This is a genomic window from Rhodoferax sp. PAMC 29310 (assembly GCF_017948265.1).
In the GTDB taxonomy this organism is placed as follows: domain Bacteria; phylum Pseudomonadota; class Gammaproteobacteria; order Burkholderiales; family Burkholderiaceae_C; genus Rhodoferax.
Window position 1 is genome coordinate 147761 of the sequence record NZ_CP072852.1, and the last position, 25260, is coordinate 173020.

The following is a 25260-nucleotide window of genomic DNA, read 5'->3' on the forward strand; positions in this document are numbered from 1 at the left end:
GCCATGGACATTTTTCTGGGCTCGCTTGGGGACGCCTTCTTCTCCCCGTTTGTTGAATTCGCCTTCATGCGCCGCGCATTGGTGGCCACGCTGGCGCTCGCGCTCAGCGCCGCGCCGCTGGGCGTTTTCCTCACGCTGCGGCGCATGAGCCTGCTGGGCGACGCGCTCAGCCACGCGGTGCTTCCCGGTGTGGCCATCGGTTTCATGGTCAGCGGCCTGTCGCTCACGGCCATGGCGCTGGGCGGCGTGCTGGCAGGTCTGCTTGTTGCGGCGGTGGCCGGCGCCGTCACCCGCTTCACCACGCTCAAGGAGGACGCGAGCCTGGCCGCCATTTATCTGGTGGCGCTGGCCCTGGGTGTGATGCTGATTTCCCGCCATGGCACCCAGTTGGACCTACTGCACATCCTGTTTGGAAGCGCGTTGGGCGTGGACCAGGCCGGGCTGTACCTGGTGGCGGGGGTGGCCACCGTCAGCGTGCTGGCCCTGGCGCTGATGTACCGTGGCCTGGTACTGGAAACCTTTGACCCCGTGTTTTTGGGCGCGCACCCCCGAGGTGTGCCGGCGTGGGCATGGCAGCAGGGTTTTTTGATGCTGGTGGTGCTCAACCTGGTCGCGGGCTTTCAGACCTTGGGCACGTTGATGGCGGTGGGTTTGATGATGCTGCCCGCCGTGAGTGCGCGCCTGTGGCATGACACTTTACCCGCGCAACTGCTTAACGCCAGCGTGCAAGCCGCGCTGGCCGGTGTGGCCGGGCTGCTGCTCTCCTACCACTGTGACACGCCTTCGGGGCCCACCATCATCGGCTGCGCCGGCGTGCTCTATGCCGCATCCCTCTTGCTGGCACCCGGCGGCTGGCTGGTGCGCTGCCGGAGCCCCAAGCACCGCGTGGCTTGACGCAGCGCATTCCTTTTCGTTTTCTACCACCGTCTTTAGGAGCTTCTTTTATGCTGGATTCCCTCAAACTCACCCTCTTTTCGCGCCGGCTTCTGCTGGTCAGTGCCACCGCGTGGGCGCTGCTGGGCGGTCAAGCCTATGCGGCCGACAAATTGCCCGTGGTCGCCAGCTTCAGCATCCTGGGGGACCTGGTGCGCGTGGTGGGTGGTGAATGCGTGACGGTTTTCACATTGGTCGGTCCCGACGAAGACGCCCATGTGTTCGAGCCCAAACCGGCCGATGCCAGAGCCTTGCTGGCCGCCAAGCTGGTGGTCACCAACGGGCTGGGCTTTGAGCCCTGGGCGAACAAGCTGCTCAAGTCTGCCGGCTACAAAGGCCAGACCGTGGTGGCCGCCCAGGGCGTGACGGCCCGGCCCATGAATGAATCCAAAGCTCAGGCAAGCCATGCCCACGCAGAACAAGACCCGCACGCCTGGCAAAACCCGAACAACGTCGTGCTCTATGTGCGCAACATTGCAGCCGCCCTGAGCCAGGCAGACGCAGGCGGCGCCAGCCGCTACCAGGCGAACGCCGAGGCCTATGTGAAAGAGCTGCAAACGCTGGACGCCTGGGCCAAAGCACAGATCGCCAGTATTCCTCTAGCCAAGCGCAAGGTCATCACCTCCCACGATGCCTTTGGTTACTTTGCCTTGCAGTACGGCGTCCAGTTTCTGGCGCCGCAAGGGGTGAACACCGAGAGTGAACCCAGCGCCAAACAGGTGGCCCGGCTCATCCGGCAAATCCAGAAAGAAAAAATTCGTGCCGTATTTGTGGAAAACATGGCCAACCCCCGGCTCATCGCCCAACTCAGCAAAGACGCTGGAGTGACCCTGGGTGCCAGCCTGTATGCCGATGCCCTGTCTTCCTCGGACCAACCTGGCGCCACCTACCTGCAAATGATGCGCCACAACGTGACGAAGCTGGTTGATGGCATGGCGCTGAACTGAGCTTGTACTGGCGGCTTTTGTCGCGCAAACCAATCGTTATAAGGGTTTGCCTCATCAACGCGTGGCGCTGGCAGTGCCTTGATCTGGAGCATGTGTTTCATCAACCCATCCTTGACCGACGCCCCTAAACTGTGCGCTCCTTGTTCACTGCCCCATCAATCATGACCACATCCAACTCCTGGTTCTTCTGGGCCACCCTGTCCGCCGTGTTTGCGGCCCTGACCGCCATTTTTGCCAAGATCGGGATTCAGGGTGTCGACTCTGACTTGGCCACGCTGGTTCGCATCGCCATCATCATGGTGGTGCTGTCCGCCTTCGTCTGGTACGCGGGCAAGTGGAGCAACCCGGTCACGCTGTCATCTCGACCCTAGATTTTTCTGGGCTTGTTTGGCCTGGCGACGGCGGCGTCCTGGGTTTGCTACTTTCGGGCACTGCAACTGGGTGAGGCCTCCAAGGTCGCGCCGGGGCACAAGTTCAGCCTGGTGCTGGCATTCAAGCGGTGAGATCCACTCCAGTCAGGTTAAGTCGAGTTTGCCTCCTGTCTTGATCGACACAACGAAGATTGGGGTCAAAAGCCGTTAGGCCATTGATGGTGGTACCCCAGTAGAGCGACCCCAACTCAATTGGGACCGGTGAGTAGTGCGGTTTTGCGTCGTAGATGGACTGTGCGGGTGCGGCAACCACCACATCGGAGGCGAAAAAGACGGGACCGAGGCGCCGAGTCCTGCGACTACCTACTGATACTCGTCGGCGCACCCCTGTTGTCCCCCATGTTGCTGTCTGCTCGGCTGAAACAACTGGGCAAGGCGGGCGTGGTGGAGATGAATGACACCGGCACTAGTTCCACCTGCGACCTAACCCGGCTGGGCAGCCCATCATTGAGCATCTGGGGCTACCAGTTCGATGTGTTGATTCAATGTTCCCTCCGAACGATGGCCGACCTTAGAACCAGCGCCTTGACTGGGTTGAGTTCACAAACTGACATCTCGCCGCATGCGGCTTAGGTGGGTGCAGGGGCAACCTTGCGGTGGCGATTTCAGCCGAGAAAAGGTATTGCCGCCTGTCAGAACGGGCCATCATCCCGTCGTTCGCCAACGGCAGGTGCCGGGAGGGCTGGTCAAGGCCCACAACAGTCAAGCAGGTAGGTGCTTGAAAACCAGACCAGCCAGCCGCAAAAAAACACCGACGCAAATAGGACTGCCAGCAGACGTCCAAAGCGTAGCGTGGGGGCTTTGCCAGACTCGGGTTTCTCTTCTTTGTGCATGGTTCAGTTGTCGAATAAAAATAGGAGCGGCGTTGGACCAGCCGCGAGCCAGCCCAACACGGGGATCGTTAAGTTCGGGGTTGACTTATCAAAGTCGCGGGGCATCAATTGTCCCAATCGCCCCCGCCGCCAACGTCAATGGCGCCGCCGTCGTCCCAGGAATTGGCATCATTGACGCCGAAGTCCTGCCCGCCCATATTGACGTTGCGATTGATTGGCGGTTGATCGACCTCGCTGAAATTGTCCCGTTGATTGGTGGGCTCATTCGTGTGGCCCATCAGGTTTCGGCCAATGGCCTGTGCCGCCATGACACCGGCGCCTGCCGCCAATCCCGTGGCGAGGCCACTCATGATTTGGCCGCCAATCCCGCTACTCGCCTGTTGAGGACTGGTGGGTTGAGGGTAGGCGGGCTGCATCGATGGACCAGCGCCACCGGCTGCCAAGCCAAAGCTCTGCGGCCCATTCAAACCACTGGGTGGTGCGTAGGCGGCGGGTTGAATAAAAGGTTCAGGCGCCCGTTTGCGAAAGGCCAAGTACCCCAGAAAAATGACGCCCCCCGCCAATAGCAGGGGCAACCCCCAGGAAAAAGGAGAGCTTGGCACCGCTGGCGCGGCGCGGCTCAGGACGGGCGCCGTCGTGGTCTGGGCGCGGGGCCTCGTGGAAAGCTGTGCGCGCAAGGCTTGAACTGCGTCCGACTTGGCGAATGGCAAGCCGGGCGCCAGTTTTTCAGCGGTTGCCAGCTCATCGCGGGCTCTGCCCAAGTCGCCCTGGCGCGAATAGAGCTCAGCACGCACAAAGTGCGCCTTGCCACTGTTCGGGTGAGAAACCAACACCTGTTGAATCAGGGTCTGAGCCTTGTCCAGCTGACCGGACTGGGCGGCGGCATAAACCTCGCCCAGGGTCGGCTCGGACTGGGCCATCGCGAAGCCGAAGCCCAACAGTGCGGCGACGACAACCCATTTTCCGGCGCGTTGAGCGATTGATTTGAATTCCATTGATGCGACCTTTGAGATGTAAACGATTGACGTTGCCAGATGGATGGTGAGCGTACCGAAAACAAGCGCCAACGGTGTGTCAGCGGTGTAAAGCTTGCCGAATTTCGTCGCGTCTTCTCAAAGTAATTTTCAATGGGTGGTGCGTGTCATTGGCCTGTTGTGATTGAGGTGCTTGGCTAATGTCCGGATAGGACAAGCGCCTCCGACGACGAGGTGAAACCCTGGCGTGACTGCCTCTTTAATGAGGCGGGAATGTCCGTTCTGGGGCCGCAACGGTGACGGGGGAGATGACGGTAGGGGTCCTAAGGGCTAAACCACCTATCTGGGAGTTTCAGGGAAAGCAAGCGCTCCCTCAAGAAGTTCCCTTTGGGGCCTGGTTCAACCGTTTGTTGTTGAGTATCTATATGGGTTTTTGACCATTATCCATCGCGCGCTATGCGGGAGTAGCTATTAAATAAATAGCATTCTGGTCATTGAAGGCGATGCCGTGCGGCCCTGGTAAGGCCTCACCCAACGAGGCCACCCGAGTCAGGGGGTGAAAAGCTGCCACGCTTCAGTCCACCTGCACCTGCGTTTCAAAAAGATAGGCGTCCAGCAGCTTTTTGATGGCGGGCACGATGGACAGCGAGGACTTGGGCAGCGACACGTTCACGCGCATGCCACGCGGGCCGCCGGCGCTGACCTGCACTTTGGCATCTGCTAGTTGGAATTGTTCATTTAGCAATTGCATGAGCATTCGGGTGGCGGCATCGCAGCGCAGCTCGGGTTTGAAAATCTTGCCTACCGACGTCATCGGAATCGCCTCAATGATGTGGAAGTGCTTGGGCCAGGCGGGGCGCTCGCCGATGCGCGCCTGCGCGTGGGCGTGCAACTCTGCGTCGCTCACCTGAGCACCGGGGCGCAGAGTCACGAAGCACACCGGCAACTCGCCCGCATACGCGTCGGGCATGCCCACGGCGGCGGCCACCGCAATGGCCGGGTGTTCGCTCATCGCGTTTTCGATCATCACCGGGTCAATGTTGTGGCCGCTGCGAATGATCAGGTCTTTGGTGCGGCCTGCAATGTAGAGCCGCCCCTGTTCGTCGGTGTAGCCTAGGTCGCCTGTGTTGAGCACGCCGTCCTGGAAGATGCCCGCGTTGTGTTCGGGGTTGCGGTAGCCCGGCGACACATGGGGCCCGCGCACGCTGATGACCCCGACCTCACCGGCTTCGCACATGTCACCCAGTTGGCCCTCAGCTGTGAAGCGGCGAACTTCAACTTTGGTGTAGGGCAACGCCCAGCCCACCGACCCCGCACTTCCGGCGCCAGAAAACGGGTCGTAGGCGATCAGGCCAGACGCCTCGGTCATGCCGTAAACCTCATACATATTGCGCCCGGTCACCTGGCGAAAGCGCTCGCCCACCGCTGGCGGCAACAAGGCCGCACCCGTGATGCCAGCGCGCACCGCGCTGATGTCGGCCCCGTCCAGCGGCACCTCCAGAATCGCGCCAATTGACGTGGGCACACCGCCTACCAGCGTGGCCTTGTACTGGGCCACCAAACGCCAAAACCCTTGAACCATGGCGGGGTTGCGCAAGCCACCCGGTGAAATTACCACCAATTCCATGCCCGCCAGAAAGGCCGCCAGGCCACAGGCAATGGTGCCGGCTACGTGAAAGAGCGGAAAGGTGCCAGTCAGCACGTCATCGGCGCGGTAGCCCCCAATGGCCGCACCGCCAAAGGCGGCAGTCAACTGCCCGCGGTGCGTGTGGGCCACCAGCTTGGGGGTGCCGGTGGTGCCACCCGTGTGGAAGTAGGCCGCCACGTCGTCATCCTTGCCCGGTTCGCCAAAGACCAAATGATCTTCCGGCTGGGCTGCCAACGCGGTGTGAAAGTCGACTACTCCCTCCTCAGCGGGTGTCGTTGGCGGTGCCACCCGGATCAACGTGAGCCCCGGAACGCGCTCGCGCAACTCCAAGGCTTTCTGCCAAATGTCGAGCACGGGGTGGGGCCCCAGTGCCACCAAAATGCGCGCACCCGACGCCTCCAGCAGCGCAGCAATGTGCTCGACCTGCAGCAGAAAGTTGATGGGTACCGCATAGCCCGCTGTCTCTGCGCCCCACAGCGTGGCGTGGGTTTCGATCAAGCTCGGGAGCATATAGGCCACACCGGGGCGGGGTCCACCCAGGCTGTGAAACAGGTTGGCGGAGCGCCGCACCATGCCCAGCAGTTGCGCATAGTTAACGCGCTGGGGCTGTTCGTCGGGCGCGCCGCTCATCAGCATGGTGATGGCGGTGCGCTCGGGCTGGCGCGCGGCGGCGCTAATGAATACGTCCAGCACGCTGCGCTCCGGCAAGCGCTGCGTCAGTGTCATGGCCGCTTCAAACGCCCTCAGGTCGTTCAAGGTGCGGATCGGATCTTCACTGAAAATGGCCACGGGGTGCTCCAGACAAATGGGCCTTCCATGATGCGACGCCTGATCGCTGAGGCCAATAGGAAAACCCTTGCTAAAAGTGCCTTGACTAAAATGATTTCAAACCACACCGAGAGGCAAGCATGAGCACGAAAGCGAGCATCGAATGCGCCAAGTTGGACGCACCGCTGAATCTGCAGCGCAAAGCTGCCATTACACGCGGCGGCGCGTTCGATCATGCCGGTCGGGTGCGCGTCGATCGCATGGCCGACTTCGACATGAGCCGGACGATCTTCGGCGGTCTTGAGGGAATTTCCCGCAAGATCATGGATGAGAAGCTGGTAAAAGAATCGGTGTGGGACCGCGCTGCCGCAGCCGGTATCGAAGCCGCCTACGCCGAAGCCGAATCGGCTCAGCCTGCGCCCCCGATTGATCAACGCCTGATCGACTTCATGGTCAACGAGTGCGACTTCAGCATGGAGCACGCCGACGGCACATTTCTTGAACACCTCGTGTTCTGCCACCACTACGCAGCCCGCCATTACCCCCAGCACTCGCCGAATGTGGCGCTGCTCCATTCGATACTGGGCACCGCAACGAACACGTTTGCGATGGACGCGGAGAAGCTACCGAAACTGAAGGCGCTGCTCACAGATTTCGAAGCGATTCATGTTGAATCGTTCCCGTCGATCCTGCGGCTGCTCTACAACGACGGCCTGCTCGAAGAGCTTGAAAAGAACCTGCACCGTCTCGGCGAAATCAAGGCGTTGCGCTTCCATCGGGTGATCGACAACGAACCGCTCACCATCGATGCAGACAACCTCTGGATCAATCTGAATTTTCACTTGATGCACTTCGTCGACTTCATGCCCTGCGCCAACTGGTCGACGCATCGGTCCGATCCGCTGCTCCAGATGTTCGAACGGCTCTCGAGCTTGCTGGACCACGCCGGCCAACGGCAGGCCCATGTTGAGGTAACGTTCCCCCAAACGAAGGCCGCCCCGGTGGGCGAAAACCGCAGTCTGTTTGGCCGGATCAGCGACGGGATTCCCCCTGCGGTCAAGCTCACGCTGGCCCGCAAAGCCATCCGGAAATACTCCGATTTGGCCGGCCATGACCTCTCCTTCCAACTCGAGTGGAAGGGCTGACCCCTCCTCCCCAAGCCCGGTCAAGCGTGACATTAGCGCCGGCGCCATGGTGGGTGGTCTGCGTGCCTCAGTCGTCATGCTGGAAAGTCTCCTGATCGGCTTGTGTCTGTTGACACGTCTTCCGCAGCCGAATTTGAAATTTCGGTCAAAGCTTGCCAGCTTCCTGGCCCTCCTGAAACCAATCCTCTCACCGCAGGCGTAATCGGTAACTCACCTATGGATTTCATACGGTCAACCGACTCGGCCTCTTCGGGATGTAGTGCTGCGGTGCACGTAGCTGAGGTCGACAGCGCTACCAGTTCGGAGCGTGGCGCTTAAATCAGCGATGCGAGAGGCGCTGTTGCCAAGTGGGCGAAAGAGGCGTATAAAAGTTCACTTGGTTGCTTGATCTGCCGGGCGACACTGAAAGGGTCTGTGGGGCTTGGGCGTGCAGCAAGGCAGACCAGCGACGCATCGCAAGCGCGGTCGGACGCTATGCGGTGCGACTCATTGATTTCCGGCTGCAAGCTACAGGAGATCGGTTCCATGACCCAATTCAAAACTTCCCAGGGTGACAACACCAGCATCGACGACACCAAGCTCGATGCCTTGCGCGGCGCGCTGCGCGGCAGACTGCTGATGCCGACGGATGACGGCTACGACGTGTCCCGCACGCTGTGGAACGCCATGATCGACCGCCACCCGGCGGCCATTGTGCGTGCTGCCGGCACCAGCGACGTGATGCTGGCCGTCAACTTCGCGCGAGAAAATGATCTTTTGTTGTCCGTGCGCGGCGGCGGGCACAACATCGCGGGCAAGGCCACCTGTGAGGGTGGGTTAATGCTTGACCTGTCGGCAATGCGATCGGTCCGTGTCGACCCCGCCGCAAAGCGCGCATGGGTCGAGCCCGGCGCGCTCCTTGGTGACTTCGATCGCGAGACGCAGGCTTTTGGTCTGTCCACCCCAACGGGCATCAATTCAACCACGGGTATGTCCGGCCTCACGCTGGGTGGCGGCTTTGGTTGGCAGAGCCGTAAGCACGGCCTGACCATCGACAACCTGGTGGCCGCCGACGTGGTGCTGGCCTCTGGCGAGTTCGTGCAAACCAGTGCCACACAGCACCCCGACTTGTTCTGGGCACTGCGCGGCGGCGGTGGCAACTTTGGCGTTGTCACCTCGTTCGAATACCAGCTGCACCCTCTGGGCCCGCAGGTGCTGGCTGGGCTGGTGGTGTATCCGCTGGATCAGGCGAAGCAGGTGTTCGAGGGCTATCGCCAGTTCACCGCTGCGGCCAGTGACGACATGACAGCCTGGATGATCTTGCGCAAGGCACCGCCTCTGCCGTTCCTGCCGGCCGAGGTGCACGGCCAACCGGTGGTCGTCGTGGCGTTTTGCTGGATTGGCGAGCTGAGCAAGGGGGAGCAGATCACCAAACCTCTGCACAGCTTTGGCAAACCCTATGGTGTGCACGCTGGCCCCATGCCCTTCACTCAATGGCAGACCGCTTTTGATCCGCTTTTGGCGCCGGGCGCTCGCAACTACTGGAAGTCGCACGACTTCATGGCCATGACCGTAGATGTCGAGCGCATCCTCTGCGAGGCCGTCGCCAAGCTGCCGAGCGACGAATGCGAGGCCTTCATTGGCCAGATGGGAGGCTCGACCAACCGTGTGGGCGTGGCCGACACCGCCTACCCACATCGTGACGCCGAGTTCGTCCTCAACGTGCACACCCGCTGGCGCGAGGCCGCCGACGACGCGAAATGCATCGCTTGGGGGCGCGGACTGTTCGATGCACTTACGCCACACGCCACTGGCGGCGTTTACGTCAACTTCATGCCTGAGGACGAAGCGTCCCGCGTGGCGGCCGGGGCCTATGGCCCCAACTTCGAGCGGCTGTCGGCGTTGAAGGCCAAGTACGACCCCGCGAATTTGTTTTCGCAGAACCAGAACATTCTGCCCAAGGCCTAGCCGGGAGGGCCTGTTGCCGACTCGCTGCCGCTGGGTCATCACTTGCCTGTGCCAGAAAGCCGTTGGCCTGTTCTTTGGGGCTAAATTTGTCGCCGTCCCCAAAGGAGGCGAGTACCCAGCCCTTTGCGCAAAATTGCCCGGAAAAATCGCGTGAAGGCGGGTGCCTCACACCGTCAACCGTGTTAGGTTGTTGGGCATTGATATTTATAAGAAATCGGCCTCTAGCGCTTATTTTCTATGCGGGAGTAGCTATCAATTCAATAGTAAGTTGAATGCTGGAGGTCGCAGTCGGTATGGCACGCTCGGCGGCAACTGGCGTGCAGCCCAGGCCCAAGGCGGTCCTCACGGCGCAGTGCAAAGGGCAGGGCTGTCAAATCCAATGTTTCTGGCCGCTTCGCCTCGCTCAATGCCAGCCGGGCAGCGCCTACACTCAATGTCAGCCGACTCGAACTCACGACCCTGAGGGAAGCCAAGCCATGGGCTCTAGAGATCGCATTGCCTGAGGAGCCCCGCATCACGCGGGGTGACACCCTAACCGGAGAGTACCCCTATGCAGCCCGCGCCGATTTGCTCGATCCTGATCGCCAACCGTTCTGAAATCGCCATCCGTGTGATGCGCGCCGCCAATGAGATGCGCATCCGCACCGTGGCCATTTACTCCCAACAAGACCGGCAAGCGCTGCACCGCTTCAAGGCTGACGAGAGCTACCTTGTGGGTGAAGGCAAGAAGCCGCTGGCGGCTTACCTTGACGGTGAAGACATCTTGCGCATCGCGCGCGAAGCCGGTGTGGACGCCATTCACCCCGGCTAAGGCTTTCTCTCTGAAAACCCCGACTTTGCCGACGCCGTGGTGGCCGCCGGCCTGCGCTGGATTGGCCCCAGCGGTGACGTGATGCGCACTCTGGGCAACAAGGTGGCAGCCCGCCATGCGGCGGTGGCCGCTGGTGTGCCGGTGATGCCGGCCACGCCGCCGCTGCCGCTGGACCTGGCCGAGTGCCAGCGCCTGGCCGAAGGCATTGGTTTTCCGGTGATGCTGAAAGCCAGCTGGGGCGGCGGTGGGCGCGGCATGCGCGTCATCGAATCAGCCGCTGAGCTGGAGTCTTCGCTGGAAGCCTCGCGCCGCGAAGCGCTGGCCGCCTTTGGCAACGACGAGGTCTATTTTGAGAAGCTGATCCGCCGCGCACGCCATGTGGAAGTGCAAATCCTGGGTGACCTGCACGGCAACATCGTGCACTTGCACGAGCGCGATTGCACGGTACAGCGGCGCAACCAGAAGGTGGTCGAGCGCGCCCCCGCGCCTTACCTTGACGCGGCAGACCGCGCCACGCTGTGCGAAAGCGCGCTGGCCCTGATGCGTTCGGTCAACTACACCCACGCCGGCACGGTCGAGTTCTTGATGGACGCCGACGACGGCAAGTTCTACTTCATTGAAGTGAACCCACGCATTCAGGTGGAGCACACCGTGACCGAGCTGATCACCGGCGTGGACATCGTGCGTGCCCAGATTCGCATCAGCGAAGGCGGCCACATCGGCGTCAACCAAGACACGCAAGACGGCCGCCACCCCACGGGTGTGCCGCTGCAGGCCGACATTCCGCTGCGCGGCCACGCGCTGCAATGCCGCGTGACCACCGAAGACCCGGAAAACGGCTTCCTGCCCGACTACGGCCGCCTCACCGCCTACCGCAGCGCGGCCGGCTTTGGCATTCGGCTCGACGGCGGCACGGCCTACACCGGCGCCGTCATTACCCCGTATTACGACTCGCTGTTGGTCAAGGTCACGGCCTGGGCGCCCACGGCCATTGAGACCAGCCAGCGCATGGACCGCGCGCTGCGCGAATTCCGCATCCGCGGCGTGGCCACCAATCTGCAGTTCCTGGAAAACGTCATCAACCACCCCGACTTCGCCGCCGGCGAAATCACCACGCGCTTTATTGAGGAAACGCCCGAGTTGCTGGAGTTCACCGTGCGCCGCGACCGCGCCACCAAGCTGCTGCGGTTTCTGGCCGAAACCGCGGTGCACGGCAACCCCGAAGTGGCCGGCCGCACCCTGCCAGCCTTGCCGCTGCCCAAGCCCGTGTTGCCCAAGGTCGACTGCAGCAGCCCCGTGCCCGACGGCACGCGCCAGCTGCTGGACAAGCTGGGCGCCAAGGGCTTTGCGCAGTGGATGCTGGATCAAAAGCAGGTGCTGGTGACCGACACCACGCTGCGCGACGCCCACCAGTCTTTGCTGGCCACGCGCATGCGCACCACCGACATGCTGCCCATCGTGCCCTATGTGGCACGCGAGTTGCCGCAGCTGTTTTCGCTGGAATGCTGGGGCGGCGCCACTTTTGACGTGGCCCTGCGCTTTTTGAAAGAAGACCCCTGGCAGCGGCTGGCGCAGATTCGCGAGCGCGCGCCCAACATCCTGCTGCAAATGCTGCTGCGCGGCTCCAACGCCGTGGGCTACACCAACTACGCCGACAACGTGGTGCGCCATTTTGTGCAGCAAGCCGCAGACGGCGGCATCGATCTGTTCCGCGTGTTTGATTCCCTCAACTGGGTGCAAAACATGCGAGTGGCCATTGACGCCGTGGTGGCCACAGGCAAGCTCTGCGAAGGTGCCATTTGCTACACCGGCGATTTGTTTGACACCTCGCGCCCCAAATACAACTTTGCCTACTACGTGGGCATCGCCAAAGAGCTGAAAGAAGCCGGCGTGCACATCATTGGCATCAAAGACATGGCCGGCATCTGCCGCCCCCGCGCGGCGGCCGCGCTAGTCAAGGCCATCAAGCTTGAGACCGGCTTGCCGGTGCACTTTCACACCCACGACACCAGTGGCGCCGCCGCCGCCTCAGTGCTGGCGGCCATTGAAGCCGGTTGCGACGCAGTAGACGGCGCCATCGACGCCATGAGCGGCCTCACCTCGCAGCCCAACCTCTCGGCCATTGCCGCAGCACTCTCCGGCACCGAGCGCGACCCCGGCCTCTCGCCAGACGCCTTGCACGCCACCGCCATGTACTGGGAAGGCGTGCGCCGCTTCTACTCGCCTTTTGAGGCCGACATCCGCAGCGGCACCGCTGATGTGTACCGCCACGAAATGCCCGGCGGTCAATACACCAACCTGCGCGAGCAAGCCCGCTCGTTGGGCCTGGCTCACCGGTGGACTGAGGTTTCCCAAGCCTATGCCGACGTCAACCAATTGTTCGGCGACATCGTCAAAGTCACACCGTCTTCCAAGGTGGTGGGCGACATGGCGCTCATGCTGGTCTCCAGCGACATGACCACCGCCGACGTGCTCGACCCCGCGCGCGAGGTGGCATTCCCCGCCTCGGTGGTCTCGCTGTTCAAGGGCGAGTTGGGCTTCCCGCCTGACGGCTTCCCAGTCGCAGTGAGCCGCAAGGTGCTGAAACTGGGGGAGGGCGAATCGCCGCCCGCGCCGTACCGCCCCGGCGACAACATGCCCGATGTCGATTTGGCCGCTGCGCGCACTGAGGCCGAAGCCGAATGCGGCATGCCGCTCAACGAGCAACAACTCGCCTCGTACCTGATGTACCCCAAGGTCATGCGCGACTACTGCGCCTTCGTTCTGGAAAACGGAGACACCTCGGTGCTGCCCACGCCCGTGTTCTTCTACGGCCCGCAGTTGCAGCAAGAGCTTGCGCTGGAGATCGACCCCGGCAAGACCCTGCTGGTGGCCCTGCAAAGCATCGCGGACGACGGCGAAACCGCGCACAAGGTGCAGTTTGAGCTCAACGGCCAGTCGCGCACCGTGCGCGTGGCCGCCGCCAATGCCGCGGCCGCCGAGGGCGCCCGCCCACTGGCCGAGCCCGGCAACCCGTGGCATGTGGCCGCGCCCATGCCCGGTGCCATCGTCAACGTGGCCGTGGTCGTGGGCCAACGCGTCAACGCCGGCAGCACGCTGCTGTCGCTCGAAGCCATGAAGATGGAAACCCACGTCGCCGCCGACCGCGACGCCGAGGTGGAAGCCGTGTATGTGGTGTCTGGCGACCGCGTGCAGGCCAAGGAGCTGCTGGTGGTGTTGCGGGCCGTGGGGGGAGCGGCTGCAAAGCCTGCGGCTTAAAGAGAGCCGATGCCCAGAGTTCTTCGAATCTCTGGATGGTAGATTCATCTTAGAAAAATGCATATGGAGGGGCAAAAGGCAAGACCTACCTCTAAATCATCCACTGATGAACATTAATTAATCGTCAATAGCTGTCAAGTCCCGCCTGTTCATAAACTCGCTTGACAAACAAATCAGGTTTTCCTGCGCGCCATTTCTGCAAAGCTTGAATAGGTGTTTGGTGCTTCAAAGCCCGCTGCGGGATATGGTGGTTGTAGGTCTTTAAATAGAGCGTCAGAGTCGTCTCCAGCTCAGCCGCTGATGAGAAACGTGTTTGCTTAACCAAGTCGCTGATGCGCCCATTGAAGCGCTCCACCATGCCATTGGTTTGCGGATGGCGTGGGGGCGACAGGCGATGCACGATACCCATCTCGGCACAGCTGATGTCGAACGTATGCTTGCCCGTGGCTTGTTTGCTCTTGGCTGTAAAACGGTCGGTAAATTGACTTCCGTTGTCAGTCAGAATCTTTTGAATTCTCATGGGCGAGACTTTTCTCAACCGGCACAAAAAATCGGTACTGCTGACGTCAGTCTGGTCGTTGTAAATGTGGAAATAGACCCACCGTGTCGCTCGATCAATGGCCACAAAGAGGTAGCGCCTCTTCGTCTCATCAGGCATCTGCGGCAGGTACTTGCTGTCAATGTGTATGAATCCAGGCTCGTAGTCCTTGAAGGTTTTCAGTGGCGCAGGCTCCCCCTCAACTTGTGGCAGCAGGCCTTTCAGATCGGAGACGCCATGGCGGCGCAAACAACGGTCCAAGCCTGAGCGTGAAACAGCGGCATTGATGAACTCGCGGGTGATCGCCAGCAGGTCGTCCAGGGGCAGTAGAACTGTGCGCCGAAGCTCGACAACAAGTTGCTCCTGCGCTGGACTGAGCGTCGTCTTCAGCGTACGCGGGCGGTGGGAGCGATCCTCTGAATCTTCGCGCTCTTTCCACTTGCGAGCGGTGGCGGGCGTGATGTTGTATCGGTCGGCCAGCGCACTGGCACCAGCGGGCGAGGTCCTTATCTCAGCGCGTGTGCGAGGGGTGGTTCGGGCGCAGGGATGGACTTGACTCATGACGTCTTCTCTCCTTGTAAGGACGCAATCACGCCCCGCATCAACTGGCGAGCTTTGAATAAGGGCCAGCTGCGGACGGGAACATGATCACACGGGACGCGACAAATAGCCTCAAAAGAGAAGACATGGACTACATTACAAAAAAAATTGATTCAAAGGTTAATCTTTGCATTTTTAATGGTAGCAAGCGAGATGCAGCTATTCACTTGCAATCTGGGTTAGAGTTAAACCTGTTGATAATTATTGGATATCTTTGGAATAAAAACTTTGAGATTATTCCAGAGGCAGTTCGATTGAAATGCTTTATCGAAATTCAGCGGCCTTCGATTGGAAAAATAGTTGAACTATCCCGTGTTTTGGATGTTGGCGGTCAATTATTTAAAATTGCTCGACTTAAAGATTTTCGAGAAGGGATCAATAAATATCCAAGCCTCAGGAACGAGAAGTTGGGTCATGGGTTTTCCTTCGATGACGATGCTGCATCATTTCTTGCGGAGCTTACTGCTCTGAAAAATATGATTTCTCAAGGATTTAAAGAAATTTTCGGTGAAAAGTTCGATTTTGTGAAAATTACAAAAGAAGAAGGGGCGGTTTACAAAGGAATAAATTTCAAATCCGATGGTGATTTGGCACCTTGGAGTTCGCCAAGAGCAGCTGGAATACTCCAGATCGAATGCGTATATATAAAAACTATGCAAGGGATGTTCTTATTATCCCCCTTTGTTGCGATTGACGATGAGCAAGAATTTTTCACTTTCTCTTACGTTGAAGATAGATTGGCAGCGCGATCTGTTTTCAATAAACTAGTAAAAACTGGTCGAGCATATTTTGAAACACCTTCGCTTGTGGATGGTGGCCGTGAAATTGATGAGTTTCGACGGCGATCTTCGAATGGGCCTGTTGTAAATAATTATGAAAATAACTACAGAAAATATATTAAAACTGACATAGCCAAGAAAGTTGTTAAATTTCTGAAATCAAATGAATCTACGGTTTTTGCTACGTTATGGGGCCACGGTGGCGTAGGGAAAACTGCGTCGATGCAACGAGTTTGTGAATCTCTATTGAGCGCTGAGAAACGAATATTTGACTATATTGTTTTTGTTTCTGCAAAAGATCGACTATTAAATTTTTATACCGGCGCCATCGAGGCGATTGAGGGGAGCGTTGATTCATTTGATCAGGTTATTGCTTTTGCGAATCGTATAGTCTTTCAAACGGAAACGTTTGACCCCACTCCTTTGGTTGAATTTAATGGCCGAATTCTCATAGTTCTTGACGACTATGAAACTTTCCCATCTGAGGAAAAGGAGAAATTCCTAGATTTCGTTAAGTTATTGAATATTGGGCATCACAAGGTCGTATTGACAACGCGCTCGGCTAGTCAGATTACTGGCGAGAAAATAGAGGTTCTAGAGTTGTCTGAAGACGAGACCTTAGAGTTCTTTGATAGTGTTTTGGAGTCATATCTTCGAATTTCCTCGAAGGATTATCAAATTGGTTTGGATTTGAAGGAGTTTCGGAGTGTTTTTCACGAATTGACCAGTGGGCGCCCTCTTTTTATATTTCAAAGCGCAATGATATACGGGCAGCGCGGATCCATATCTGAGTTGATGGGCATCGATCTAAAAACACGCCAAGAATCAATTTAATTCTTGTATGGACGCATCTGGGATTACTTATCTACCGACGCGCGTAGGGTTTTTTGGGCAATGGGTCAGATGGTTTTTGGTGGGGATTTGATTAATGTGATTTCTAAGTTGAGATACATTTTGAATATGGAGAAGGATGAGCAGAGGTTTAGCAGTGCGATCGATGAACTGGTAAAGCTCAAGGTGGTGAAAATTGAAGATGGAAAAGTATTTAAGGTTTATTCTAGTGAAATTGCCGCGATAATGAAGGAGGCTCGAATTGATGATGGCGATGCTGGCGGTATAACGGGAAGACTTATAACCGTTGGAAGTGATAAAAATATCGATAGCTATTTGGCATTATTAACCGATTCCGATAGTTCGCGCGTTACGCACAAAGTGTCAGAGGTAGTAAATAAATATCGTCACCTTATTTCTCGATCTGCAACACGCCCTGACGTAAAGGCAAGAGCCGTCGTAAATCTTGCACAATATCTCATCGAAGACGCCGGTGACTATGATCAAGGCATTAGAGTATTTGAAGAATTTAATTTTGAATATAATAAATCTTCTGTATTCGTAAAAGCATTCTCCACCTATCTTTGGCGCGGCGACGAACCGCTCAAACAACGGGCCATTGAATCAGTTAAGTCTGCTCTGAATGTCGATGGGATATCTGCTGAGGATGAACTCGATTTGCTGTGCATGCTCATGCGGTATGAATTTACTTTGTTAGGGAGCGCTCGACAGGAGCTAAAGGATGCGTCGCGGCTGGGGGATATCGAGCAGGAAGAGTATGAGGCGACCTTTGCAGAACAACGGCATGAGTTTTTCAGAATCTACAACTATCCTGGGTTGAATATATTTTCGTTTGTTGAAAATAATGTCATTGAAAATCTTGGTCACGAAAGCAAAATGAAGTGTCTTAATGGCCTTTCTTATTTTGTAGATGTTTGTATTCGAAGAAAAAAGTTCGATGTTGCTGGTAAAGTATTTGATTATGTGTTCAATAATTTGAAATATAATTATCATGATAATTTGAAGCAAAAACTCTCAAAAATTCAACAATCAGAGCCGACCCATTTTCTTAAGTATGACGACTATGTTAAGAAAGGCAGTGTTGGAGATAGATTTCATGGTCTTCAGAAGTTGCCTTCACTTGATGAAGCTAAAAAAGCAAATTTGGAAGTGCGTGGTGTAAAAACCTTAGGGTCATTTGCCCATAAGTTGGCAATAGCAATTCAAGGAACCGATTCTGATTATTAGAGCAAGAGGATTTAGGGTCAGCAGTGAGGGAGCTTGAGGGTCAGATGCCGTCTTGAAAGTCAAGCCGGTTTCCAAGAATTGCGCGTCAAAGGCATTGCGTGACTTGAGTACGCCGTATATCTGGCGCAGCAGTTTGTGCATGCAAGCGGCGATCATCGCCTTGGGAGCCAGCCCGTCTCCCCTGAGGCGTTCCGCGAAGACCTTCATCAAGGGGTTGTACTTCAGCGCCACCATCGCAGGCATTTACAGCGCGAGGGATACGGGGTCAGATCTCGCAATGCAACACTCACCCGGCTAAAGTCCGCCGATGGCACGACCTTTGCGCATTGAATTCCCCGGTGGCTTGTTTCATGTCACCTCGCGCATAGATCGCCGGGAGCCCAGTTACCTGGCGGATGCTGATCGCCTGCAGACTTCAAGGGCTGGTCTTACCTTTTGCCTTTTCCAACTGATGCAGGAAAAAGACAAGACCCCAAGCTCGCCCTCAATTCGACGGTTCGCGGTTCATCAGGTGCTCAAGCGCCTCAATGCGATGCCGGTGCGGTGTGCTGATGGCGTAGAAGCGTTCCTGCAGGTCTGTGGAGTGGCCGACGGTCACCAGAATTCCCGCGCGAAGCTCATCCTGAACAACCACTTCCGGCAGAACCGCCAACCAACCACTGTCGCGAGCAATCAGACGCAGCATCGCCATATCGTCTACTTCTGCGCGCAGCCGGGGAGTCACGCCTGCAGAGACGCAAAGCGCGTCGAACTGCGCGCGCAGGGCATGCCTTGGCCCAGGAAGTGCAATGTCAAGACCCTCCAGGTCTTCGGGGATGCGCAGACTTTGTGATCGCCAGCGACTGGCGGGCCCCACCAACGAGATTGACTGGCTGCCCAGAAACCGGCAAAGCAGCGGGCGAGCGGGATCCGTTGGAACGGTTTCATTGGCCAGCACCACGTCAAGTTGGTGCTGAAGGAGTCGCACGATCAGGTCCTCTAGCAGCCCTGACTCCAGCGTCAACACAAGGGAAGGATCTGAAAGCAATGGGCGAATCCAGTTCTCCTGGTAATTGCGCGACAGGGTGGCCACACTGCCGACGCGCAAACGCGTGATGCCGGCCATGCGGCCCTCCAGTCGCCCCAGCATCTCCTGGCCGAGTCCAAAAATATTCTCGGAATAAGCCAGCACCAGCTGACCTGTATCCGTCAGCACCAAGCGGCGGCCAACGCGGTCGAACAAATCATCTCCGATGCGCTCCTCTAGCTGGCGAATCTGTGCCGAGACTGCGGATTGGGAGGTGTGAAGGTCTTCAGCCGCGCGGGTCAAATGTCCCAACTTGGCCACCCGCCAAAAGTAGTAGAGGTGATGGAAATTCAGTTGGTCCAGCTTCATCGTTCTGTTTTGTATATTGATTTGATACTTTCAATGTATTTTACAGAACAGTAACGGGTGAGCATGATCCACACACCCCATTAAAAGAGGTTTGTGCGATGGATTTTTCCCCAGTTTTATTTTCGGCCAGCGCTTTGGCGCCCATCGCATTGATGGCGGCTGCGGCGCTGCTCTCCCGGCTCGACCGGGTCTCGGTTTCGGCGCTGTGGCGCCGGTTTCAATGGTTTTCTGCGGTTGCAACGACCCTGACGGTGCTGACCCTGTGGCTTGGATCGAGGGGCGTTCAATTGCCCGCACCTTTGCAGGCCTCATCTCTGGGGCTGATTCTGGCGGTGTTGGTGCAGCTGCTGGGGACCGTCATTGGTGGTTTTTCCGCCAGATACCTGCAAGGTGAAGACGGGCAGCGGCGCTATGTGGCGGCGTTGGCCGGCGTGTTGGCGGCGGTGCACCTGTTGCTGATGGCTGACCATTGGCTGGTCTTGATCGCCGCCTGGGCGCTGGTGGGGGTGGTGTTGCAGCAGCTGTTGTGCTTTTACCCCGAGCGGGCATTTGCCAGACTCGCCGCGCACAAGAAACGTATCGCCGACCGGGTTGCCGACGGGCTCTTGATCATGGCGGCGGCCCTGGCCTGGACGGAGGTGGGCAGCGGTTCGCTTTCGGCCCTGTGGGCGCACCTTGACCGCGAGGGCATGTCGATCGCCTTGCAGCTCAGCGCCGTGGCGCTGGTGCTTGCTGTCGTGTTGCGAACGGCTTTGCTACCCGTGCATGGCTGGTTAATCCAGGTCATGGAGGCACCTACCCCGGTCTCTGCCTTGTTGCACGCGGGCGTGGTCAATCTGGGCGGCTTTGTGTTGATCCGCTTCGCACCGCTGTTGGAGCAGGCGGCTCCTGCGCGTGCATTGCTGCTGGTGTTCGGCTTGTCCACCGCCGTCTTGGCGGGCATGGTGATGCTGACTCGCATCAGCATCAAGGTCCGGCTAGCGTGGTCCACGGTGGCTCAAATGGGTTTCATGCTGGTCGAAGTTGCCTTGGGCTTCTATACCCTCGCGGCGTTGCACCTCATGGGTCATTCGCTTTACAAGGCACACGCCTTCCTGTCGTCTTCCAGCGTGGTGCGCGCAACGCGACTGCAGGCTTTGCACAGCGCGTCGTCGCCTTCCGCCATCAGTGTGGCACTGGCCCCGGTGATGGCGTTCGCGGTCGTGCTGTCAGTTCAGGCGCTGCCGGATCACCCGGCCTGGCCCTGGTGGTGGAGCGCCGTGCTGGGCCTGGCCTGGGCGCCGCTGCTGTGGCTGCCTGCTGCGCCCGCCCGGCTGTCCTCCAGTGGGCGGCAGACGCTGCTGGGGCTCTTGATGGTCGGCGGTCTTACCGCCACCACGCTGCTGGCCCATGCCTTGCCGCTTGGCCTCAGCGACGCGCCCCATGAAGCGCTGGGCATGGTCGCAATGCTCGGCATGGCCGCTGTGTACCTGTGCCTGGCCCTCTTGCAATTGCGACCGCAGGCGCTGAGTAGCTGGCGCCGCCGGAGCTATGCAGGCTTCTACATGGACGAGGCGTTCACGCGAATGGCGCTCCAGTGTTGGCCTGTAGTTTGGACACCTCAATCGCCCAAGAACGCTGGCGCCGACGTTGCGGAAAAACCGCTGGCGCCCGCCCCGCAATCAACTGAAAAACCGAATGGAACCACGTCATGAAAACGCCAAACATGTCCGCCCACCCAGAAAGGGGGAGTCTTGCCGACTCCCTGAGCCATCCCAACCAGCACAACGCCCAGTTGATGGCCCAGCTTGAGCAAGCCTGCGGCCAGGCCTGCCAGTCGATCGCCCCCGCCTGGCCTCTGGATCGGGCCATCGCGGTGAACCCGCATTGGTCACGCGTCGGTATGCCGGTGCGCCGGGTGGCCGCACGCATGGCGATGCTGGGCAACATCCAGGTCTTCCCCCCGCGGGAGCGCCAGCTGGCCGCCTGGGAAAGCGGCAGGATCAGCCCCGCCGATCTGGAGCATGCCCTGAGTCAGTTGCCAGCGGCGCAAGCCTTGCAGCTCACACCGTCTCAGTGCATTGACGCTTTGCAGTCGAGCGCGGCTGTGCCGCAATTGCCACTGCTGATCGACGTGCTCGACAACGATCCGCAGCGCCACACACGGCTTTCCTGGCGCCAGGCGATCACGCACCAGGTGAGCCAGATCTGCGGTGCCTACTTTGACAGGCACCAGGCCGATTGGCAGCCCGAGCGCTCGCAGGGCCTGTACGCCTTTTGGCGCGACACGCTGCAACATGACCATGGCATTGGCCTGCTCATGGGCTTGCCCGACATTGGACGTGCCATCAATGCGTTGCCCAAGACCGCTGACGACGCTGAGAGCTGGGTCATGCAGCGCCTGGGGCTGCCACCATCGGTGTGGGCCGACTACCTGGAAGCGGTGCTGTTGACGGTCAATGGCTGGGCGTCTTGGTGCGCCTACCTTGCCTGGCAAGCCGGCCAAGAAGGCCGCAAGGACGCGCATCTGGGCGAGCTGCTGGCCATTCGTCTGGCTTGGGGCGCGCTGCTGCTGGAGTGCAAAGACGACGCCGACGCCAAAAGAGCGTTCACCGAACTGCGGCGCGCTTGGCATCAGGCCCCCACTGTTTTTGATGACGCCGAACAAGCGCTCTTGATCGACGAAGTCTGGCAATTGGCGCTGGAGACCGGATACCAACGCACCCTTGCACAAGGCCTGCTTTCGGTTAACGCGGCAGACGCGGCGTCGCAAGAGATCGAGGTACAGGCGGCATTTTGTATCGATGTGCGAAGCGAACCCATGCGCCGCGCGCTGGAAGCCGCGTCGCCCGCCGTGCAAACCCTGGGATTCGCGGGCTTCTTCGGTCTGCCGGTGGCCTACACGCCGCTTGCGACTCAAGCCAGACGTCCGCAACTGCCCGGTTTGCTGGCGCCCGCCTTTGAGGTGACCGATTGCATTGTGCCCACGCCTGTGCGCCAGAGTGAACCCGATGCAGCGCTTCAAACGGCGGCCGTGCACTTGCGCCAGAACAGCCTTGCCATGGCCGACCAATGGCGCGCTGCCAGCCGGTGGCCGGGTGCTGCTTTCTCGTTTGTGGAGGCGGCGGGGTGGGGCTATCTCGGCAAGCTCGGCGGCTGGCTGCTTCCCGGCAAAGAAGAGAGAGCCCTAGACGACTTGGCGGGGCTGCCCGCCCGATACCGCTCCATTTGCCGCCCCCAGCTGGTCGGTCTCGACATCGATACCAAAGTGACGCTGGCGTCGCGCGTGCTGCATGCCATGGGACTGGAGCACAACCTGGCCCCTCTGGTTCTTTTGGTTGGGCATGGCAGTCAGTCAGCCAACAACGCCCAAGCCGCCGCGCTTGACTGCGGCGCATGTTGCGGTCAAACCGGCGAGGTGAATGCACGCAGCCTGGCGCAGCTGCTGAATGAACCAGCAGTACGCGAAGGTCTGCAGGCCCGGGGCATCGCCACGGTGGCGGACGCCACCGTGTTTGTGGCGGCCCTGCACAACACCACCACGGACGAGATCGAAGGTTTCGACCTCGACCTCATGCCGCCGGATGCACGCCTGCGTTGGGAGCGGATGCAGGACACTTTTGCCAAGGCCGGCGATCAGGTGCGCCGGGAGCGTGCGCCCAGCCTTGGTTTGAACCCGGGTACGCCAAGCGACCTGCTATTCGCGCAATTGCGTCGCCGTGCGAATGACGGTGCCCAAACCCGGCCCGAATGGGGTCTTGCGGGCAACGCGTCCTTCCTGATTGCCCCCCGCAAGAGGAGTCTTGGGGTTGTCTTGGAGGGGAAGAGTTTTCTGCACGACTACGACGCCAGCCAGGATGCAGATGGCAGCGTGCTGGAGCTCTTGATGACGGCGCCCATGCTGGTGACCCACTGGATCAATTGGCAATACCACGCATCCACCTGCGAGCCGGTGCGACTGGGCAGCGGCAACAAAGTCCTTCACAACGTCGTTGGTGGAAACCTCGGTGTCTTCGAAGGCAATGGCGACGACTTGCGCATCGGACTTTCCAAGCAGTCCTTGCACGATGGCGAGCGCTGGGTGCACGAACCTCTTCGCCTGACCGTGGTGATTGATGCGGATCAGGCGGCCATCGACGCCGTGATCGGCAAGCACCTGATCATCAAGCAATTGCTGGACAACGGCTGGTTGCACCTTTGGCGCTTTACTCAGACGGGCTTCGACTTCTATTTGCGCGGTGAATGGAGGCCTGTGCAATTGGGAGGGCAGTGATGTGTCAGCATCCCTGCTTCGCAGGTTGGAAAAGCTTTTGCTGATGAAAACTCGGCAATGCACCTGCAAGGCCATTCAAAGCCAGATAGCGGTGATGGCCCAGGCCAAGGACTCAGCCTAGCAGTGGTTGTAGCGCTTGGGCAGGCGAGCAGAGCGGCGGGTTGGGCCAATTCACCAGGCCAGTCGAGGGTGTAAGAAGTTTTGTGTAAACGGTTATTTGGCAGGAAACTGCTGTCTTGCATGGAGCCGAGATGACCGTAGAGATGAAACCCTTACCCGCCGAGCTGATTGACGCCCTGTTGGCCGACTACAAAAAGCCCGAAGACCTGATTGGCCAGAATGGCCTCTTGACGCCGCTCACCAAAGCCTTGGTCGAGCGAGCTTTGCAAGCCGAATTGACCGGCCACCTGGGTCACGGCAAGAACCAGTTGGTTGCCAATGAAGCGGGCAACACCCGCAACGGGTGCAGCAAGAAAACGCTCAAAGGCGATTTTGGCCAGCTACCCATAGAAATCCCCCGTGACCGCGCCGGCACCTTCGAGCCCCAACTGATTGGCAAACACCAGACCCGCTGGAGCGGCTTTGACGACAAGATACTGTCGCTGTATGCCCGAGGCATGACGGTACGCGAGATTCAAGGCCATCTGCAGGAGATGTACGGCGCCGAAGTGTCTCCTACCCTGATTTCATCCGTGACCGACGCCGTCATGGACGAGGTCAAAGCCTGGCAGTCGCGCCCCTTGGAGGCGCTGTACCCCATCGTCTACATGGACTGCATTCACGTCAAGGTGCGCGACAACGGTACTGTGCGGGTCAAGGCCCTGTACTTGGCCATTGGCGTCAACCTGGACGGCCTCAAAGAGGTACTGGGCCTGTGGATGGCCCAAACCGAAGGGGCCAAGTTCTGGCTGCAGGTGGTGACTGAACTGAAGAATCGGGGCGTGGCTGACATCTTTATCGCCTGCGTAGATGGGCTCAAAGGTTTCCCTGACGCCATTGAGGCAGTCTTCCCCAAGGCGACGGTGCAGCTTTGCATTGTTCACATGGTGCGTCACAGCCTGAACTTCGTGGGGTGGAAACAGCGCAAGGAAGTCGCCGCGGATTTGCGGCTGATTTACGCTGCGCCCACTGAATCCGAAGCTGAGCGACAACTCACGGCATTCGAGGTCAAATGGGACGATTCCTTCGCTCCGATTGGGCGCTCCTGGCGGCGCAACTGGACACACTTGATACCGTTCTTTGAATACCCGCCAGACATCCGAAAAGTGATTTACACGACCAACGCCATTGAGTCCGTGAACATGAGCCTGCGCAAAATAACCAAGACCCGCGGCTCGTTCCCAACTGAGGACGCAGTGTTCAAGCTGTTCTATCTGGCACTGAACAACATCAGCCAGAAATGGACGATGCCGATTCGGGATTGGAAGGCTGCTCTGAACCGCTTTACCATTCAGTTTGACGAGCGCATGCCGCGCGTCTAACTTAACCGCCGTTTACACAAAATTCGGGACACCCTCGGCCAGTCCATCAGAAAATTCGGCGTCAAGTCTTGCCTTTTGCGTCGTTGGCTGCCTTTTAAACCACTGATTCATGTCGCAGTCGCTCGAAAGGGCCTTACCAATCAACCAGCAGAGGCTGGGGCCGTATCAGCGTCAGGCCCCATGGTGTTCACCAACCGGCCTGACAACTTTGCGCCGAAGATGTCGGCCAGGAATTGAACTGGGACGTCGACGCTGATACAGACTCGGACCCTTCTCATGAAAAAAGCCCGAACCGTTGCCGGCTCGGGCCAATGGTTGGCTCATCGGGGTCCTCTTTTGAATGGGATGGGGGACGATGCGGTGCGCGTAAACGCGGCGCATTTCGACTACTTCCAACGCACCCCGGTCGACCTGCGATGCCAGCAACGACGCGGCAGCTTGCTCTAACTCAGGGTCGAAAC

General features: G+C 58.9%; 15 protein-coding genes and 2 pseudogenes. 13 read left to right on the top strand and 4 right to left on the bottom strand.

The window, feature by feature from the left end; translation table 11 throughout:
- Nucleotides 1-3 precede the first annotated feature (3 nt).
- The 4 genes and pseudogenes from J8G15_RS00780 (at nucleotide 4) to J8G15_RS00795 (ending at nucleotide 2884) form a co-directional block, all read left to right on the top strand.
- Nucleotides 4-894: a metal ABC transporter permease gene (locus J8G15_RS00780; RefSeq protein ID WP_210545287.1), complete on the top strand. Its 891-nt coding sequence runs from the start codon at nucleotides 4-6 to the stop codon at nucleotides 892-894.
- Nucleotides 895-944: 50 nt separating this feature from the next.
- Complete coding sequence (locus J8G15_RS00785; RefSeq protein ID WP_210545288.1) at nucleotides 945-1880, top strand: metal ABC transporter substrate-binding protein; 936 nt, start codon at nucleotides 945-947, stop codon at nucleotides 1878-1880.
- Between the two features lie 161 nt (nucleotides 1881-2041).
- Nucleotides 2042-2368, top strand: a pseudogene (locus tag J8G15_RS21975) (EamA family transporter); the annotation flags it as partial.
- A 282-nt stretch (nucleotides 2369-2650) separates the two neighbouring features.
- Nucleotides 2651-2884, top strand: a complete 234-nt coding sequence (locus J8G15_RS00795; RefSeq protein WP_210545291.1) for a hypothetical protein — start codon at nucleotides 2651-2653, stop codon at nucleotides 2882-2884.
- 364 nt (nucleotides 2885-3248) lie between these two features.
- On the opposite strand, the gene J8G15_RS00800 is transcribed toward J8G15_RS00795, so the two are convergent.
- Complete coding sequence (locus tag J8G15_RS00800) at nucleotides 3249-4139, bottom strand: tetratricopeptide repeat protein (protein ID WP_210545293.1); 891 nt, start codon at nucleotides 4137-4139, stop codon at nucleotides 3249-3251.
- A gap of 553 nt (nucleotides 4140-4692) precedes the next feature.
- On the bottom strand, nucleotides 4693-6555 hold the full coding sequence (locus J8G15_RS00805) for an acyl-CoA synthetase (RefSeq protein ID WP_210545295.1): 1863 nt from the start codon (nucleotides 6553-6555) through the stop codon (nucleotides 4693-4695).
- 119 nt (nucleotides 6556-6674) lie between these two features.
- On the opposite strand from J8G15_RS00805, the gene J8G15_RS00810 reads away from it, so the two are divergent.
- From J8G15_RS00810 to J8G15_RS00820, 3 genes and pseudogenes are all read left to right on the top strand, one after another.
- On the top strand, nucleotides 6675-7679 hold the full coding sequence (locus J8G15_RS00810; protein WP_210545296.1) for a hypothetical protein: 1005 nt from the start codon (nucleotides 6675-6677) through the stop codon (nucleotides 7677-7679).
- Nucleotides 7680-8204: 525 nt separating this feature from the next.
- Nucleotides 8205-9626 carry an FAD-binding oxidoreductase gene (locus J8G15_RS00815; protein ID WP_210545298.1) on the top strand — a complete coding sequence of 474 codons (1422 nt, stop codon included), beginning with the start codon at nucleotides 8205-8207 and terminating at the stop codon, nucleotides 9624-9626.
- Between the two features lie 550 nt (nucleotides 9627-10176).
- Nucleotides 10177-13695: pseudogene (locus tag J8G15_RS00820) on the top strand (pyruvate carboxylase).
- A 124-nt stretch (nucleotides 13696-13819) separates the two neighbouring features.
- Here the strand turns inward: J8G15_RS00820 and J8G15_RS00825 are convergent.
- Nucleotides 13820-14794, bottom strand: a complete 975-nt coding sequence (locus tag J8G15_RS00825) for an IS481 family transposase (protein WP_210545300.1) — start codon at nucleotides 14792-14794, stop codon at nucleotides 13820-13822.
- A 125-nt stretch (nucleotides 14795-14919) separates the two neighbouring features.
- On the opposite strand from J8G15_RS00825, the gene J8G15_RS00830 reads away from it, so the two are divergent.
- Both J8G15_RS00830 and J8G15_RS00835 read left to right on the top strand, forming a co-directional pair.
- On the top strand, nucleotides 14920-16446 hold the full coding sequence (locus J8G15_RS00830) for an NB-ARC domain-containing protein (RefSeq protein ID WP_210545301.1): 1527 nt from the start codon (nucleotides 14920-14922) through the stop codon (nucleotides 16444-16446).
- Nucleotides 16447-16449: 3 nt separating this feature from the next.
- Nucleotides 16450-17691, top strand: coding sequence for a hypothetical protein (locus tag J8G15_RS00835; RefSeq protein WP_210545303.1), 1242 nt, complete (start codon nucleotides 16450-16452; stop codon nucleotides 17689-17691).
- Between the two features lie 484 nt (nucleotides 17692-18175).
- Here J8G15_RS00835 and J8G15_RS00840 read toward each other — a convergent pair whose 3' ends face one another.
- The gene (locus tag J8G15_RS00840; RefSeq protein ID WP_210545307.1) at nucleotides 18176-19066 is read right to left on the bottom strand and encodes a LysR family transcriptional regulator; all 891 of its coding nucleotides are present in this window, start codon (nucleotides 19064-19066) and stop codon (nucleotides 18176-18178) included.
- 98 nt (nucleotides 19067-19164) lie between these two features.
- Here J8G15_RS00840 and J8G15_RS00845 point away from each other — a divergent pair, with 98 nt between their 5' ends.
- The 4 genes from J8G15_RS00845 to J8G15_RS00860 all read left to right on the top strand — a co-directional run bounded on the left by J8G15_RS00845 (nucleotide 19165) and on the right by J8G15_RS00860 (nucleotide 25246).
- A complete protein-coding gene (locus J8G15_RS00845; protein ID WP_210545313.1) occupies nucleotides 19165-20760 on the top strand; it encodes an NADH-quinone oxidoreductase subunit L in 1596 nt (531 codons plus the stop codon).
- A gap of 83 nt (nucleotides 20761-20843) precedes the next feature.
- The gene (locus J8G15_RS00850; protein ID WP_240538522.1) at nucleotides 20844-23318 is read left to right on the top strand and encodes a YbcC family protein; all 2475 of its coding nucleotides are present in this window, start codon (nucleotides 20844-20846) and stop codon (nucleotides 23316-23318) included.
- 251 nt (nucleotides 23319-23569) lie between these two features.
- Nucleotides 23570-24799 carry an IS256 family transposase gene (locus J8G15_RS00855; protein WP_210544498.1) on the top strand — a complete coding sequence of 410 codons (1230 nt, stop codon included), beginning with the start codon at nucleotides 23570-23572 and terminating at the stop codon, nucleotides 24797-24799.
- A 276-nt stretch (nucleotides 24800-25075) separates the two neighbouring features.
- Nucleotides 25076-25246, top strand: a complete 171-nt coding sequence (locus tag J8G15_RS00860; RefSeq protein WP_210545314.1) for a hypothetical protein — start codon at nucleotides 25076-25078, stop codon at nucleotides 25244-25246.
- The last annotated feature ends 14 nt before the right edge of the window (nucleotides 25247-25260 follow it).